Consider the following 14716-nt stretch of genomic DNA (forward strand, 5'->3'; position numbering starts at 1 on the left):
TTCACATCTCCTTATAATTAAGTTTTCTAACAAGCACTTTGAATCCGAGTCTCCTATTCATACCAACCGTTGGTATGAATAGGCTTAAAAATAAGCTGCCTCTCGGCAGTTTAGTTTTCTTTGCTGACTTCTCTAGCTGACATACGCAACAGTTCCTCGTACCGTTGAATCATTTGCTCATCGAACAGGTCAAGCCCCAGGCCTTTCAATATTTCATCGAAAAACTTTACCTTGCGCAACACTACCTCGGGCGAAGCTGGAATGATCGCCGGGTTTAGCCAAATGTTGGTGAGTACCATCAGCACTTCGCTAAGCTCCCTAGGATAGTCAGTTTGGATCGATCCGTCTCGCATACCCTGTTCGATAATGGGCTGGATATAGATGGGTACGGCTTTATCGATGATGTTCTCGATCAGTGCCGCCAGCATCTTCGGATTGCGCAAGAGGTTCGGTGCCACCGATGCCAATTCGTCTTGGGCGGGATTGTCGAGAGAGACGAGGGAAATCTTGCGAAGCTTTTCCCGTCCGTTCAGCTCCTTGTCGTCCCGGACACTGGACAGCATATCATCAACACCTTGGAACAAATGATCGGTGACAGCCTGCAGGATCTCCTCCTTCGACTTGAAGTGATGGTAAATTGCCCCTTTTGTCAGCCCGCCCAGCTCGTTGATGATATCCTGAACGGAAGTCTGCTCGTATCCCTTTTGAATGAACAGGTTAAGAGCCACGGTTAAGATCTGGTTGATTGTTTCTTCAGGATATTTATTCCTTGCCATACGTCTCCTCTTTTCATACATTCGGTTGGTATGTAACAAATATATCCGATCATCCTTTTAATGTCAACACCAAAAAACAAAATCATTTGATTACTTATTTACAACTTTATTTTTTCGGTCTAACATCATGCTTCGGCAGCGTTGTCGTATAGCCCTTTTGAGTCATATTCAGAAAAGGTCCGGTCAGCTATTATGGTAATATAACGACATGCGTTATCCGGATATAAACTCTGCCTGGACCTAAGTCGGGGAAAATAACCGTCTTCGGATGGTTTTTCAATTTTTCTTTTCTTAGTATCCTTTAATTGGGAAAGTTAATAACAAATATTTACTTACTGATTAAAGGAGAGAGAAAATGAAGAAAGTATGGCGTTACGTTGTATATGCATGCGTTATGATTCTCGTAGTAGGAGGAACCGGAGCGGTCGGTTACATGCGTACGATGCAGGAGTCTATGTCGGTTTACGATAAGCCGGTTCCTACTTCTTTACAAAGCATCCAAGCTCCTGCCTATGATTCGAAAAAGCCGACAGTAGCCGTGATGTTGGCGAATGAGGTGACCGAGGTGTTTGATTTCCTTGTACCTTACGAAATGTTCTCGATGACAGGCTCATACAATGTGTTTGCGGCTGCGCCCGATAAAAACGTCAAATCGTTGACAGGCGGTCTTGATATCGTGCCCCATTATACTTTTGATGAATTAGATCAATTGACGAGTAAAGGTCCGGATATTATCGTCATCCCTTTCATGCCGATTTTGGATGAAGCGAAATACAAGCCTGTCCGCGATTGGATAAGGAAGCACTCGGGCAAAGAAACAACATTACTGTCCATCTGCAATGGTGCCGAGAATTTGGCCGATACCGGCCTGCTGGATGGAAAATCTGCAGCAACGCACTGGGGAGATATCGGCAGGTTAGAGAAGAAATATAGCGAGGTTACTTGGAAGAGAGACCAGCGTTATGTGGCTGACAGCAATTTGGTCTCGTCTGCCGGGTTGACATCGGGGATCGATGCAACCCTGTACGTCATCTCCCAGCAAATGGGTGAGCCGACTGCTGAGAAAGTGGCGAAGGATATGAATTACCCTTCCTACCATTTTGTTCAACATCCGCAAATGATGCCTTTCACAGCCGGATTGAGCGATGTCGTATATATTCTGAACAACGCCTTTCAATGGAGCAAGAAAAAAGACGGGATCCTACTGTATGACGGTGCCGACGAACTCATGTTATCCTCTGCTTTTGACACTTATGGAGCTTCCGGAACGACGACAACCATAACGGTATCAAGTAAACGCGAACCGGTCGTGACCCGGCATGGTCTCAATCTCATCGCCCGATATCAAATTGCAGATGCTCCGAAACTCGACAGAATGATTTTCGTAGGCCCGAACGTAAAGACGGTCGCTGCGGGCGATATACGAAACTGGAACGAAAACGGTGGAAAGGCTGAACAGCTTTACCTGCATACCGATTCACCCGAGCGGTTCGCGATGGAACCAGCGTTTGAAGATCTGGCAAGGCAGGAAGATGTCCGGACGGCCAAATTCGCCGCTAAGCGGCTCGAGTACCGTGCCACGAGCCACCTTAAACTTGAAGGAGCTCCTTTTTCATATGAAGCGTTCGGCATTCCGATCGGTGTCGGCATGGTGTCTCTGTTCGTTCTTTATTTAGCAGACAGACGTTTCGTAAGAAGAAAGAAACTTTCCGCATAAATTGGGATGCAAAAGAAGCATATAAGACGTCAGGTCTGGATGCTTCTTTTGCGTTAGAGAGATTTGTTTTAATTAAACTATCCTGCCCGTTAACTTAACGACGACAGCCTATTATTTTGTCCGGCTGACTTCATGATTGAGCCATTGTTTATTTCAAAACCCCCGCCAGACAGGGGCAATAGCCCCCATCTTGAATATGTTGTTATCTGATGGATTCGCCTTCTATGAAACAGTGACCTCTCTTTTACTTAATTTCTTAAATGCAGAGTAATCCTGATCGGACTTAATCAAACTTAAAATTTTATCGGCACATTCTGTCGGACTCAACTCTTCAGTATTTACTTCAAGGTCATATTCATTAAAGGAATATACTTTGTCGAATTGGGAAGCTGCTAGTCCAATCCTTCGATCTCCCCTAATTTGCTCTCTTCTTGCGAGTTCTTCTTTCGAGCATATGACACCTACAAATAATGTAGGATAATCAAAAAGTGCATCAAGATAATCATTAAACCACTTATCATTTTCGATTACGGTATCGACGATGACATTCAGTCCCATTTCGGAAAACAATTTAATTGTCGCGTAGTACATGGAGATTATGGGATCAAATATGATTTGTCCGATACCTTCATCATCCAATTTTCTTACAGGTTTTAAATCTGGAAATTTATTATTAATAAAATCATTGTAATTATGATAAAAATCATCAATGGATAAATGATGAAAAAGAATCTCTTTCTGGTTGGTCAGTTCCCTGGAAATACTCGTCTTTCCTGCACTTGAAGTTCCGTTCAACAACACAATAAGTCCTTGCTCCAAACGAACCACCCTTACCTATAAGATTTGCGTATCTTTCAGATAAACGTTATCTTCACAAAGTTCAATAAATTATCCAGCTGATAAAATATTCGAGAAACAATTGAATGATCCTGGCCTTTAGGTTAATGAAAATAACGTTTCCCGTTAGCGTAATTGCTAATAAAATATATTGGATTCCATCAATTATTTTATCGACCACGGAATAGGTGTAACCTGATTGTTCTCCCAGTCTTCCCTAATCACCGCGTAACCGACGGAGTCAAACAATAGCCCGGCTTGTCTCCAAGATTTACGATGATACGCTTCCAACACGAACAACGATTTAGCAAACAGAGTTTGCATAGCCGTGTTATCCACTCGGGTATGTCCTTCAATGCGGATCGCTTCCGGGTATTCAGAGAACACGTGCGAGACGATCCAACTCAAAGCTGACTTTCCAATACCCTTGCCCCGATACTCGCCTCGGATTCTCAGATCGAACATAACAATCGGATCTGAGACGTCAAACAATCGGATCAGCCCGATTTTCTGATGGCCGCCTTGATCAATGATCCAGAACGTTCGAGTATTCTCATTGTGATAGGCGCCATTTTCATAAGCCTTTCTGATATCGGATTCAGCAGGGTTCTCAACTCCATGATAAGGCCAGCTATCTGATGTGAGGAACTGTACGAGCTCCTCAACTTCCTGTTTAACAGATTCAAAAGTGATACTCACGGTAATAACCCCTTTCTGTGGCTATGTGAATATTTAACAATTTCAAAAAATTTCTCTTATGCCGTCCGCTGCAAAGAGGCTCATTTCATAACACTCAATAATTTACTTCCTAACGGACTCATCTTCAACCGTCCCAGTAATTCACTTCATTTTCCAACTGGTCTCCCCATGCCTCATACACTTGATTAAAACCAAAAGATCTTAGCAATTTTTCAGTAGCTCTAAACAATATGATTTGATCCTTGGGGTTAGCGGATTTGGATATCGCTGCAAATCGTTCACTTAAAGCTGTCTTCTGCATTGGAAGATGCTCCAAACGATCGAGTAAGATATCGACTCTATCCAAATAAGGGGGAATAAGCTTATTCATGCTAAACAAGCAATGGATTAAGCACATGATAGACGAAGAAGCCTGCAGTAAAGCCCCAAGTTCATTAGTTCTTCTTACTGCCTTCATAGATCGGTAAAAAGCATTCAGATAGGCATCCAACCATTCCGTGACTTGTCTTTCAGATTCTTGATCAGATAGTGTACAGATTTCATGAATAACCGATGGCAGCCATGTGGTATGGTCAACGATGATTTGAGCAGTTAAAAAGGCGTTCGCTCGCCAATCCGAACATTTTTGAAGCCCTTTAATCTCCTCTTCGCTTATGTAGGATACATCCCATGTCCAAGCCGCGTTGGGAAGACGCAACACGGGCTCGGACTGTTGATAGACGACAAGTAAATCGACATCTGAGAGCTGGTCATGAGCGTCAGCTGAAACCGAACCCATTAAAAGTACACCTAATACATTGGGCTGACCACAATTTTCATATACTAACTGTTTGATTTGATCAATCATACGAACACCCCCATGATTGTATACCTTTTGTTGTCACTATGAATACAAGTTCTTCTCCATTCCTGCGGCTACATATCCCGAAGCAGTGAAGTATTCAGCTCCGCTCTTCCCAGGTAACCGCTGCAGATGACAGGGCGGTTAATGATTTCATAGAGTTTGTTAAGATCCGTAATGTATTCCTCGCTCCAGGTTTCAAACGATTCGAATTCCTCCTTGGAAATTTGGTGGTACTCCGGGGTGTCGGCGATCCCCGTTAAGACCTCATATGCGTAGATATCGCCGCCAAACTTTCCTGCAGATTGGTACCTGCCTATTTTCAGACGGATGTAATCGGTGTATCTCAAGGTCATCACTCCATAGGGATCATGATTATCGTACAATTATCATAATCTGCCCTTCAGTACAACACAATCGCAATCGAATAAGACTAAATTCGTCTATCGTAGAACGCAAAAAAAACTCCATCCCCTAAGGGACGGAGTACTTCGCATATCTTATTTAACTGTCTGCACCCTCATCCATACGCTGTGCAAATTCGTCCAGAAGCGCACGCACTTCATCGGTAGACGCCGTGCTCATCAATTGATTTCTGAATTCGCTTGCCCCTCTGAACCCTTTGACATAAATTTTGAAAAAGCGATGAAGAGCTTTGAATGGACGTGCCTCTAATTGTTGGGAATACTGATCATGAAGATCCAGCTGCAATCTTAAAAGATCAAGGTATTCGGCGCTGCTATGTTCCCTCGGCTCTTTTTCAAAGGCAAACGGATTTTTAAAAATACCACGCCCGATCATGATCCCGTCCACACCATATTGTTCTGCCAGCTTCAGGCCCGTTTGACGGTCAGGAATATCTCCATTAATGGTGAGCAGCGTATGTGGCGCCACACGATCCCGAAGTGCCTTAATTTCAGGAATCAGCTCCCAATGCGCATCGACTTGGCTCATTTCCTCTCGTGTACGCAAATGGATCGAAAGATTAGCGATGTCCTGCTTCAAAATATGGGTCAGCCAGTCCTGCCATTCATCCACCCTGGTGAAACCAAGTCTGGTCTTTACACTTACAGGCAAACCTCCTGCTTTGGCGGCTTGGATGATTTCAGCGGCAACCTCTGGGCGGAGAATTAATCCGCTTCCCTTCCCGTTGGATGCCACATTAGGAACAGGACAACCCATATTGATATCGATCCCTTTAAATCCTGCCTTCGCCATCCCGATACTCATCTTTTCAAAATACTCCGGCTTATCGCCCCATATATGTGCAACCATCGGTTGTTCATCCTCGGTAAATAGCAAACGGCCGCGCACACTATGATTGCCTTCTGGATGACAGTAGCTCTCTGTATTCGCAAACTCGGTAAAAAACACATCCGGTCTTCCTGCTTTACTCACGACATGACGAAAAACAACATGCGTCACATCTTCCATTGGTGCAAGTATAAAAAAAGGCCGGGGTAAATCAAGCCAAAAATTATCGTTCACTTCAAACTCAATCCTCTCGTAATAATAAAGCTTCAGCCGTTATCCAAAAATATAACGCCTCATATTTGACTTCTTATCCACTTATATCATGCTTCATAACTTAATGATTAAATCAAAGTACACTTGAGCTTCCAACCCTTCTGACCATATTATATATCAAATTACTCCGAAATTTTTATATTGTCAGATATAAGAAAAACTCTATCGACGTACCTTCCCAGAAGACAGACCGCGTTTAAAGGAAGTTTTTCTTGCAATATCAGGAAGCCGCCTTGGCTCTGGAGTTTATACTTCCTGATATTATAAGAAAAACTCTATCGACGTACCTTCCCAGAAGACAGACCGCGTTTAAAGGAAGTTTTTCTTGCAATATCAGGAAGCCGCCTTGGCTCTGGAGTTTATACTTCCTGATATTATAAGAAAAACTCTATCGACGTACCTTCCCAGAAGACAGACCGCGTTTAAAGGAAGTTTTTCTTGCAATATCAGGAAGCCGCCTTGGCTCTGGAGTTTATACTTCCTGATATTATAAGAAAAACTCTATCGACGTACCTTCCCAGAAGACAGACCGCGTTTAAAGGAAGTTTTTCTTGCAATATCAGGAAGCCGCCTTGGCTCTGGAGTTTATACTTCCTGATATTATAAGAAAAACTCTATCGACGTACCTTCCCAGAAGACAGACCGCGTTTAAAGGAAGTTTTTCTTGCAATATCAGGAAGCCGCCTTGGCTCTGGAGTTTATACTTCCTGATATTATAAGAAAAACTCTATCGACGTACCTTCCCAGAAGACAGACCGCGTTTAAAGGAAGTTTTTCTTGCAATATCAGGAAGCCATGGCTCTGGAGTTTATACTTTCTGATATTATAAGAAAAACTCTATCGACGTACCTTCCCAGAAGACAGACCGCGTTTAAAGGAAGTTTTTCTTGCAATATCAGGAAGCCATGGCTCTGGAGTTTATACTTTCTGATATTATAAGAAAAACTCTATCGACGTACCTTCCCAGAAGACAGACCGCGTTTAAAGGAAGTTTTTCTTGCAATATCAGGAAGCCATGGCTCTGGAGTTTATACTTTCTGATATTATAAGAAAAACTCTATCGACGTACCTTCCCAGAAGACAGACCGCGTTTAAAGGAAGTTTTTCTTGCAATATTAGGGAGCCATGGCTCTGGAGTTTATACTTTCTGATATTATAAGAAAAAGAACGAACTCCCCCATCAGAGAAATTCGTTCTTTATTCCAATCATTTAATCATGCCGCTCCTATGGAACACAGATATAGCAATTATTATCGTAGGGTTTACAGCTTTCTCAATTCCTGCAAAATATTTTCCGGATCCAACCGCTGCATAAAGTCCGGATTCACGTAAGCAGAACGGATAATGCCGGATTCGTCGATCATAAAGGTGGAAGGAATCGGCAGGATCCAACGGTTCGTCGCATTGTATTCCGCCAGGTCCATGACCATTTGTTTCATCATGTTCTGGATATAATCCGGAACGTCGTAAAGGATGTTATAGAAAGCAGCCACGAGACCGTTGGTGTCGCTCAGCACTTGGAAGGTCAGCTCTTCTTTCTCCTGCTGGGAAAGCGTGTTGTCGGGGCTTTGCGGGCTGACCGCGATCAACTGGCCCCCAAGGGCTTCGATGTCCGGCAGTAGCTTCTGATAAGCCTTCAGCTGACTGTTGCAGAACGGGCACCATCCGCCCCGATAGAAAGTGAGGACAACAGGTCCTCTGGACAGTTCATCATAAAGGTTCACCGTTTCACCCAAAGCATTCTTGAGAGTAAAATCTTTGGCCTTTTCCCCCTCCTGCCGGCCGTAAGGAATACCGGATTCCTGCTGCTCCCGGATCTGACGGAACATCTCTGTTTGAATCTCTATAGGGGTATTCGCGATAAATTGCTGTTTGGTTTCCGCTAAAGCTTGAGTTAATGACATGTTTCGCTCTCCTTTTTAATTAAAACTTTCTCATAAAAGCGGCTATAAATTAGATAGACTTGCTGGTTATTTATCAGGCTAAATCTCAATTCATGAAGCTTCATTCGGCAGAAATCTCGGCTGGCGAGGCGAATGCCGCGCGCTTGCCTTGCCTGCGCAAATGGATGATTTGGGCTATCAAGCCAACGATAAGAATGACGAAGAGAATGCCTTGAGCGCCGCGGAGAATGGGCGAACTCAGATCGGTGACGAAGGGATGGCCGTTAGGAACACGGGTCAGGGTTTCGGTAATGGTCGGCAACATCAGCAGAAACGCCGTCAGGCTCAAGAAGATGGTTTCGAGGTACTTTCCCGCACGCCCAAAGCTCGAAATACGCCCGACGCCGTATCCGGCGAGCAGCAGCAGGAGCGTTGCGGTACCAATGGCATAGCTAGCCGACTGATGTGCGATGGGGAATACGGTGATCGCGCCAATCAGCATCGAAATGAAGTAGACGATACCGGGCTTTGACCGGGGCACAATCCGTCCGTAACGAGCAAACATATAGATAGCCAGCGGAATGGCGGGCAAGCTGCTGAGTGTATGCACCCAGCCGAGTGATGAAATTCCAAACATCATTGTCTCCTTCCAGTCCATAAGGACAAGGTTGATTTGTTTTGTCTTGGCGCGAGCCGATACTAGCGGCTGACAGCACTCCTGATCAAAAATTCATTTGGTCGTAAACCACTACCTACTAATAGGTAGGTTAAAAAGACAAGACTCCGCCGGCTGCTTTAAACGTCCCCCGTGCCTGTCGTGAAAAAACATCACGCGCGGACCACTCGACGGGACCGGCCACAACCGATATCCCATACTCAGCAGCTCTGGAGGTATGTCTGATCAATCGACGGGCAGCAGGGGCCATTTAGCAATCATTCAGCGACAAGAATACGCCGTTCTCACTGTAGACTGACGTTATGTAGACGGCATGCCTCGTATCTGCAATTGGCGGATGAGATGCGACTCGTTCGTAATATAGCGGGCTAATCCTCATTAGAATATAGCCTGCTCTCAAAGTGGGTAAAGCTAAAGGATTCACCTCTTTTCTTCTAGATTATGACTACAAACCATCTCCATCGCGGCTTTCATCGCGAAGAGAATCGCTCCAAGAGCGAGCTTGTCACGACGCCGAATATTTTCGGATCGCCATAGGCCCGCGCCGAGAGCATCGCGCCGTGAACCGTCGCCATGAACGCTTCGGCCTCATCATGAGGAGTACCCATCAGTTGAAGCTCCCCTTGCCGTGCACCGCGCTCCAGCACAGCTGTCAACCAAGCCGACAGGGAGCGGAAATGCGCCCGGACCTCTAGGCCAACTTCCTCGGGCAGAACGGGGAGCTGGCTTGCCAACAGCGCGCAGACACAAAACGGAGCGCTGTCGTCCATGATGCAGGCTTCCCAATAACCCGTGTAGAACCGAAGCAGTTCGAACGGATCAGATACCTGATGCTCGAGATTCGCCATCCCCTCTTCGGCCTCTTTCCGATACCGCGCAACCAGCGTTCGGACCAGATCTACCTTGCTTGGGAAATGGTGATGGATGCTCGCCTTACGAATCCCAACCACATCAGCGATGTCGGCATAACTGAAACCGTTGTAGCCGCCAGCGATGATCAGAGAACGCGCACAAGCCAGGATTTCGTCATAGGTGTTAGATAAATTGTTCATATCGTCATTCTACCTTCTGGTAGGTAGTTTGTCAAATGGTGGCATAGGGGCAAAGCTGGGCGGAATTATCAGTAGGTAAAATGCAGGCGGGGCAAGGATTTGAGTGGGTTTTGGGTTCAGGGTCGAGTGGAAACGGTATGCACGTATCTTGTCCCGCTCCCTAAAAATAATATTCCCTGCCCCTGGGTTCCCCCGGCGGATATCGATTGGGTTTAAAAAAGCCGAGAAAATCAGGAGTGAGTACCTGAATTTCGTTCGGCTCTTAGGCAGACTATTTATGCTTTATGCAGACTAGTTAGGCTTTGGGTTAACTTTGATTACTATTTACAGACAATCCTTCACCAACCAAGCCACCGATTCTACGTGAACCGTATGCGGGAACATATCCACCGGCGTTACTTCGACGGTCTTGTACCCTCCATCCTCCAGCACCCGCAAATCCCGCGCCAGTGTGGATGGATTACAGCTTACATATACCACCCGCTCCGGCTTCATCTCCAGGATCGTCTCCAGCAGCTTCGGATCGCAGCCCTTGCGCGGCGGGTCGACGACGATGACGTCCGCTTCGATGCCCTGCTCCTTCCAGGCAGGAATGACATCTTCGGACGCTCCGACTTCGAACGTGACGTTGCTCATCCCGTTCAGTTCCGCGTTGCGGCCTGCATCCTCAATCGCCTCCGGCACGATCTCGACGCCGTACACCTTGCCCGCATGCTGCGCCATAAACAGCGAAATCGTCCCGATACCGCAATACGCGTCGATAACTGTTTCTTTTCCCGTCAGCTGCGCATACTCGACCGTCTTTCCGTACAGTACCTCGGTCTGAGCAGGGTTCACCTGATAGAAAGACCGCGCCGAAATGGCGAATTTCACGTCGCCGATATAATCATAAATGACCTCACTGCCCCACAAGACACGAGTCACGTCACCGAAAATCACATTCGTCTGCTTCGTGTTGACGTTCTGGCAGATGCTGACCACCGAAGGCAGCTGCTCGCGGATCTCCGAGACCCACTCGTCCACATGCGGTATCTTGTCCCCATTCGTGACCAGAACGATCATCATCTCGCCGGTGCGGAAGGCGACTTTCACCACGACATGACGAAGCTGGCCTTGGCCGGTTTCTTCGTCGTACGCGGTGATGCCGAGCTTCCGCCCGATGGCCTTCACACGGGCAACGACCTCGTCGTTGTGCTCGTGCTGAATGAGGCAGGTCTCCATGTCGATGATGCGGTGGCTGCCCCGGGCGTAGAAGCCGCCCACCAGGCCGCCTTCGGTGACGCCGATCGGCACCTGGGCCTTGTTGCGGTAGCGCCACGGCTCGTTCATGCCCAGCGTGGCATGAACCTGGATGCCCTGCTGCGCTGCACCGCCCGCTGCGATGGACGCCGGCGCAGCAGCACCCGCGCCTTCCGCCCCATCGGCGGCCTGTGGCCCGCGCAGCTCGGGCTCGCCGAGCACCTGCAGCTTGCCGATGCGCGTCAGGTTGTCCACGACCAGCTGGCGCTTCCACGCGAGCTGGGCGGCGTAGTCCATATGCTGCAGCTGGCAGCCGCCGCACTGGTCATAGATCGGGCAGGGCGCCGCGATCCGGTCGGGGCTTGCCTGCACGATGTCGAGCAGCTTGGCGTAGCCGTACTGCTTCTTCGTCTTGAGTACCTTCACGCGGACCTTCTCACCGGGAAGGGCGCCCGCGACGAACAGGGTATAGCCTTCGGCACGGCCAACCCCCTCTCCGTCGTGGTTCATGCCGATGATGTCAATGACGGCTTCATCGTTTTTCGCTACCGGCAAGCCGGCAATCGCTGCAGGCGTGCTGTGGCGGCCGGGATTCCGGCGGCTGTGTCGCTTGTTCATGCTGCTTGAGTCACTTCTTTCGAGTATATTTTGAAAGGGAAAGCCCCGATGCACGGCGGCCTGTCCACTTGTATTCGTCAAAGTTAAGATGAGGAATGATACTAATCCATTTTTAACCCGCGGGTTATAAGCCCCACAACCCTCTGGCTTCATTTCTTCCCCGCATCCTTCCCATTATAACAGAAAAGCGCACAAAAAAAGTCAAGATGCCTTGCCCCCATCCATAGCGGATGAGCCGCATGCCGACACCTTAACTCTCCTGCGATGATCCACCGCCTGCACAACTTCCCAGTAGGCAGATGAACCATTCTGTTCCTATCCCTGTTGTCTATATCGAAGTATGTCAAAAACAAGCCTTACGCAAAAATCCGCAAATGCTGCGGCAGCACCGAAAACTGCCCTGGCAGCGTTCCGCCGAGCTCTCCGTCCAGGTTGAGCAGCACCTTGCCAGGGGACGTCACTTCCATCGATCTCGTGCGGAAGTAGACGACCTTCTTGTCGTTGAAATGCTCGCCGCGCAGCGCGAGACTGGCCAGCCGCACGAATTCAGCCAGGTTGCATTTCTTGAGGGCGATCACATCGAGCAGGCCGTCGTCGATCCGCGCGCCCGGCGCGAGCTTCTCGAAGCCGCCGACGGAGTTCGTGTTCGTGATCAGGAAGATCATGAACTCGTCATGGATCGTCTCCTGGCCCTCGGCATTGATGATCAGCTCCTGCGGAGACAGGCTGACCATCTTCTCCACGCCTTTAATATAATAAGCGAGCTGGCCGATCATCGTCTTCAGCCGGCTGGGCACGTCGTATGTCAGCTCTGTGAGCGTGCCTCCCCCGGCGATGTTGATGAAATACCGGTCATTCGCCTTGCCCACGTCGATCGGGCGGGTCTGCTGCCGGATGACCAGATCGCAGTAGTCTTCCCAGTTCCTCGGAATGCCCAGCCCCCGCGCAAAATCGTTTGTCGTTCCGACCGGGAACACGCCGAGCGGCGGCAGGTTATCCCGCTCCGCCATGCCGTTGACGACCTCGTACAGCGTACCGTCCCCGCCGGCGGCGATGATCATGTCGTACCCCCGCTCCACGGCGTCGATGGCCGCCTTCGTGGCGTCCCCTTCGCCCATCGTGGCATGGCAGGAAGCCTCGATGCCGCCCTGATCGAGCCGGTGCAGAATGTCCGGCAGACGCCGGCGCATTTCCTCCCGGCCTGAGGTGGGATTATAAATCAAACGTGCTCTTTTCATACATACGCCACCTAATAAGTTGATAATTTCCGAATAAGCGCCTGTTCTTTACAATGACTCATCAGCATCACGCGCAAGCCAGCTCCGGATCTGCCGCTCCATCCAATGGGTCAGCAGCGGGTGCGGCAGCAGCGCTTCACCTGAATACCGGTAATTTAACCCGTCCAGCCGCTGCGGAATCACCGTCCGGGTGAAATAGCCGTCACTCAAAAAGAGCGGAGCTGCAATCACCTGCATTCCGCGTTCCTTCTGCCAGTATTCCACCTTCGCCCGCACGCTGTCGGGCCGAAGCAGGGCATAGTCCGCCGCGGCCAGGCCGCCGATCGCCCGGGCGCTCTCCGCCAGGCGCGAGAGGCCTTCCTCCCAGCGCTCGCGGAAGCCGTCGTGGCTGCTGCCGTGACCAACAAGAATAAGAACCTCCTCGCCGGGGTTCTTCGATTCCGTCTTCACTTTATCCCACACCATGCGGGCCACGTCCGGATCGTTGTCGATCGGCTCTCCGTACAGAATATTCGCCCGGATGCGAAATGGCTCCAGGTCCGTGTCGATGGCCGGGGCGTCAATGACGCCGAGCGCATATGCGATTTCATTCACATGGGTGCTGCCCGAAGAGACAAACAGCGGAATCACCAGTATATCCGTAACGCCCTGACGCTCCAGATCATCGATCCCGTCCTGGATCAAGCGGCCTTCCACGATCTCCAAGAACGAAGCCGCCACAGGGAGTTCTCCCCGCAGCGGCAGCTGCCCAACGGCATCGTCGACCAGTTGGACCCAGGAGGATTCCCTGGAGCCGTGACTGATAACAAGTACCCCCGGTTTGCGCATATTAACGCCCGAGACGCTCTAACGTCATTTTATACCCTTCGTTGCCATAATTCAAACAGCGCTTCACCCGCGAAATGGTGGCCGTGCTGGCTCCCGTCTCCGCCTCGATCTGATTGTACGTGCTGCCCTTGCCGAGCATACGCGCCACTTCCAGACGCTGGGAGAGAGACTGGATTTCGTTGACGGTACACAGATCGTCGAAAAATACGTAGCATTCCTCTACATCTTTAAGAGTTAAAATGGCTTCAAATAGTTGGTCGATGCTTTTATCATTAAGTTTCTTCAGCTGCACTGAAATATCATCCCCTATTGTAACTATTGCCTATTCAGGATTTTGCTCCCGTCACAGGGTCTTTCCACATTTAATATCGGTCAATCCGTGTTCAAATGATAGTCCTCTATGTACTCCCATTGTACCGAGCCGTTATGAACTTTTCAAGCGTTAACGGATTCACGCACTGAAGAGTTGCATGGCAGCAGGCCAAATAAAGCGACATGGATCCGCCGCCCGGTCCCCGATGCCCTTCCACGGTTAAAATGCATAGAACACCACCTTCCACTTGAAAGCGCTTAAATTATACATCATCCTGACGGGCTTGTACATGTTTTGGTGGATCATTTCCAATTCCCGGCATTGGACTCCGGGTTGTGATCACAAGTTAGCGATATTTCTTCTCCCGGATCCTCCCCCACGCACCAACCGGGCCTCCGCTGAATCTTGTAGGGTAAGAGGTCTGGGATCCTTGAATGCCAGCTTTTGTGCAAAAGAAAAACCGCCCGATATG

General features: G+C 48.8%; 14 protein-coding genes. 1 reads left to right on the forward strand and 13 read right to left on the reverse strand.

Translation table 11 applies throughout. The annotated features are described in order from the left end of the window. Positions 1 to 110 precede the first annotated feature (110 nt). Positions 111 to 776, reverse strand: coding sequence for a TetR/AcrR family transcriptional regulator (locus BCV73_RS24785; protein ID WP_089548946.1), 666 nt, complete (start codon positions 774 to 776; stop codon positions 111 to 113). A gap of 355 nt (positions 777 to 1131) precedes the next feature. Here BCV73_RS24785 and BCV73_RS24790 point away from each other — a divergent pair, with 355 nt between their 5' ends. Then, entirely contained in the window at positions 1132 to 2493 is a 1362-nt protein-coding gene (locus tag BCV73_RS24790) for a DJ-1/PfpI family protein (RefSeq protein WP_089548947.1), read from the forward strand. Positions 2494 to 2715: 222 nt separating this feature from the next. Here the strand turns inward: BCV73_RS24790 and BCV73_RS24795 are convergent, their stop codons facing one another. The 12 genes from BCV73_RS24795 to BCV73_RS24850 all read right to left on the reverse strand — a co-directional run bounded on the left by BCV73_RS24795 (position 2716) and on the right by BCV73_RS24850 (position 14223). Beyond that, complete coding sequence (locus BCV73_RS24795; protein WP_089548948.1) at positions 2716 to 3312, reverse strand: chloramphenicol phosphotransferase CPT family protein; 597 nt, start codon at positions 3310 to 3312, stop codon at positions 2716 to 2718. A gap of 183 nt (positions 3313 to 3495) precedes the next feature. After that, positions 3496 to 4029 carry a GNAT family N-acetyltransferase gene (locus BCV73_RS24800; protein ID WP_089548949.1) on the reverse strand — a complete coding sequence of 178 codons (534 nt, stop codon included), beginning with the start codon at positions 4027 to 4029 and terminating at the stop codon, positions 3496 to 3498. A 124-nt stretch (positions 4030 to 4153) separates the two neighbouring features. After that, entirely contained in the window at positions 4154 to 4876 is a 723-nt protein-coding gene (locus tag BCV73_RS24805; RefSeq protein ID WP_089548950.1) for a hypothetical protein, read from the reverse strand. A gap of 68 nt (positions 4877 to 4944) precedes the next feature. Then, positions 4945 to 5220 carry a hypothetical protein gene (locus BCV73_RS24810; protein WP_089548951.1) on the reverse strand — a complete coding sequence of 92 codons (276 nt, stop codon included), beginning with the start codon at positions 5218 to 5220 and terminating at the stop codon, positions 4945 to 4947. A gap of 154 nt (positions 5221 to 5374) precedes the next feature. After that, a complete protein-coding gene (locus tag BCV73_RS24815; RefSeq protein ID WP_089548952.1) occupies positions 5375 to 6358 on the reverse strand; it encodes a tRNA dihydrouridine synthase in 984 nt (327 codons plus the stop codon). 1301 nt (positions 6359 to 7659) lie between these two features. After that, on the reverse strand, positions 7660 to 8301 hold the full coding sequence (locus BCV73_RS24820; RefSeq protein WP_089548953.1) for a peroxiredoxin-like family protein: 642 nt from the start codon (positions 8299 to 8301) through the stop codon (positions 7660 to 7662). A gap of 100 nt (positions 8302 to 8401) precedes the next feature. Then, the gene (locus tag BCV73_RS24825; protein ID WP_256992986.1) at positions 8402 to 8938 is read right to left on the reverse strand and encodes a hypothetical protein; all 537 of its coding nucleotides are present in this window, start codon (positions 8936 to 8938) and stop codon (positions 8402 to 8404) included. Between the two features lie 488 nt (positions 8939 to 9426). Further along, entirely contained in the window at positions 9427 to 10008 is a 582-nt protein-coding gene (locus tag BCV73_RS24830; RefSeq protein WP_089548955.1) for a TetR/AcrR family transcriptional regulator, read from the reverse strand. 324 nt (positions 10009 to 10332) lie between these two features. Beyond that, entirely contained in the window at positions 10333 to 11865 is a 1533-nt protein-coding gene (gene rlmD / locus BCV73_RS24835; RefSeq protein WP_089548956.1) for a 23S rRNA (uracil(1939)-C(5))-methyltransferase RlmD, read from the reverse strand. A gap of 356 nt (positions 11866 to 12221) precedes the next feature. Next, positions 12222 to 13103 carry a diacylglycerol kinase gene (locus BCV73_RS24840; protein WP_089548957.1) on the reverse strand — a complete coding sequence of 294 codons (882 nt, stop codon included), beginning with the start codon at positions 13101 to 13103 and terminating at the stop codon, positions 12222 to 12224. Positions 13104 to 13151: 48 nt separating this feature from the next. Then, on the reverse strand, positions 13152 to 13931 hold the full coding sequence (locus BCV73_RS24845; RefSeq protein WP_089548958.1) for a sirohydrochlorin chelatase: 780 nt from the start codon (positions 13929 to 13931) through the stop codon (positions 13152 to 13154). Between the two features lies 1 nt (position 13932). Further along, a complete protein-coding gene (locus BCV73_RS24850; protein ID WP_076176780.1) occupies positions 13933 to 14223 on the reverse strand; it encodes a YerC/YecD family TrpR-related protein in 291 nt (96 codons plus the stop codon). Positions 14224 to 14716 lie beyond the last annotated feature (493 nt).

The organism is Paenibacillus sp. SSG-1, assembly GCF_002224835.1.
Lineage (GTDB): Bacteria > Bacillota > Bacilli > Paenibacillales > Paenibacillaceae > Paenibacillus_AQ > Paenibacillus_AQ favisporus.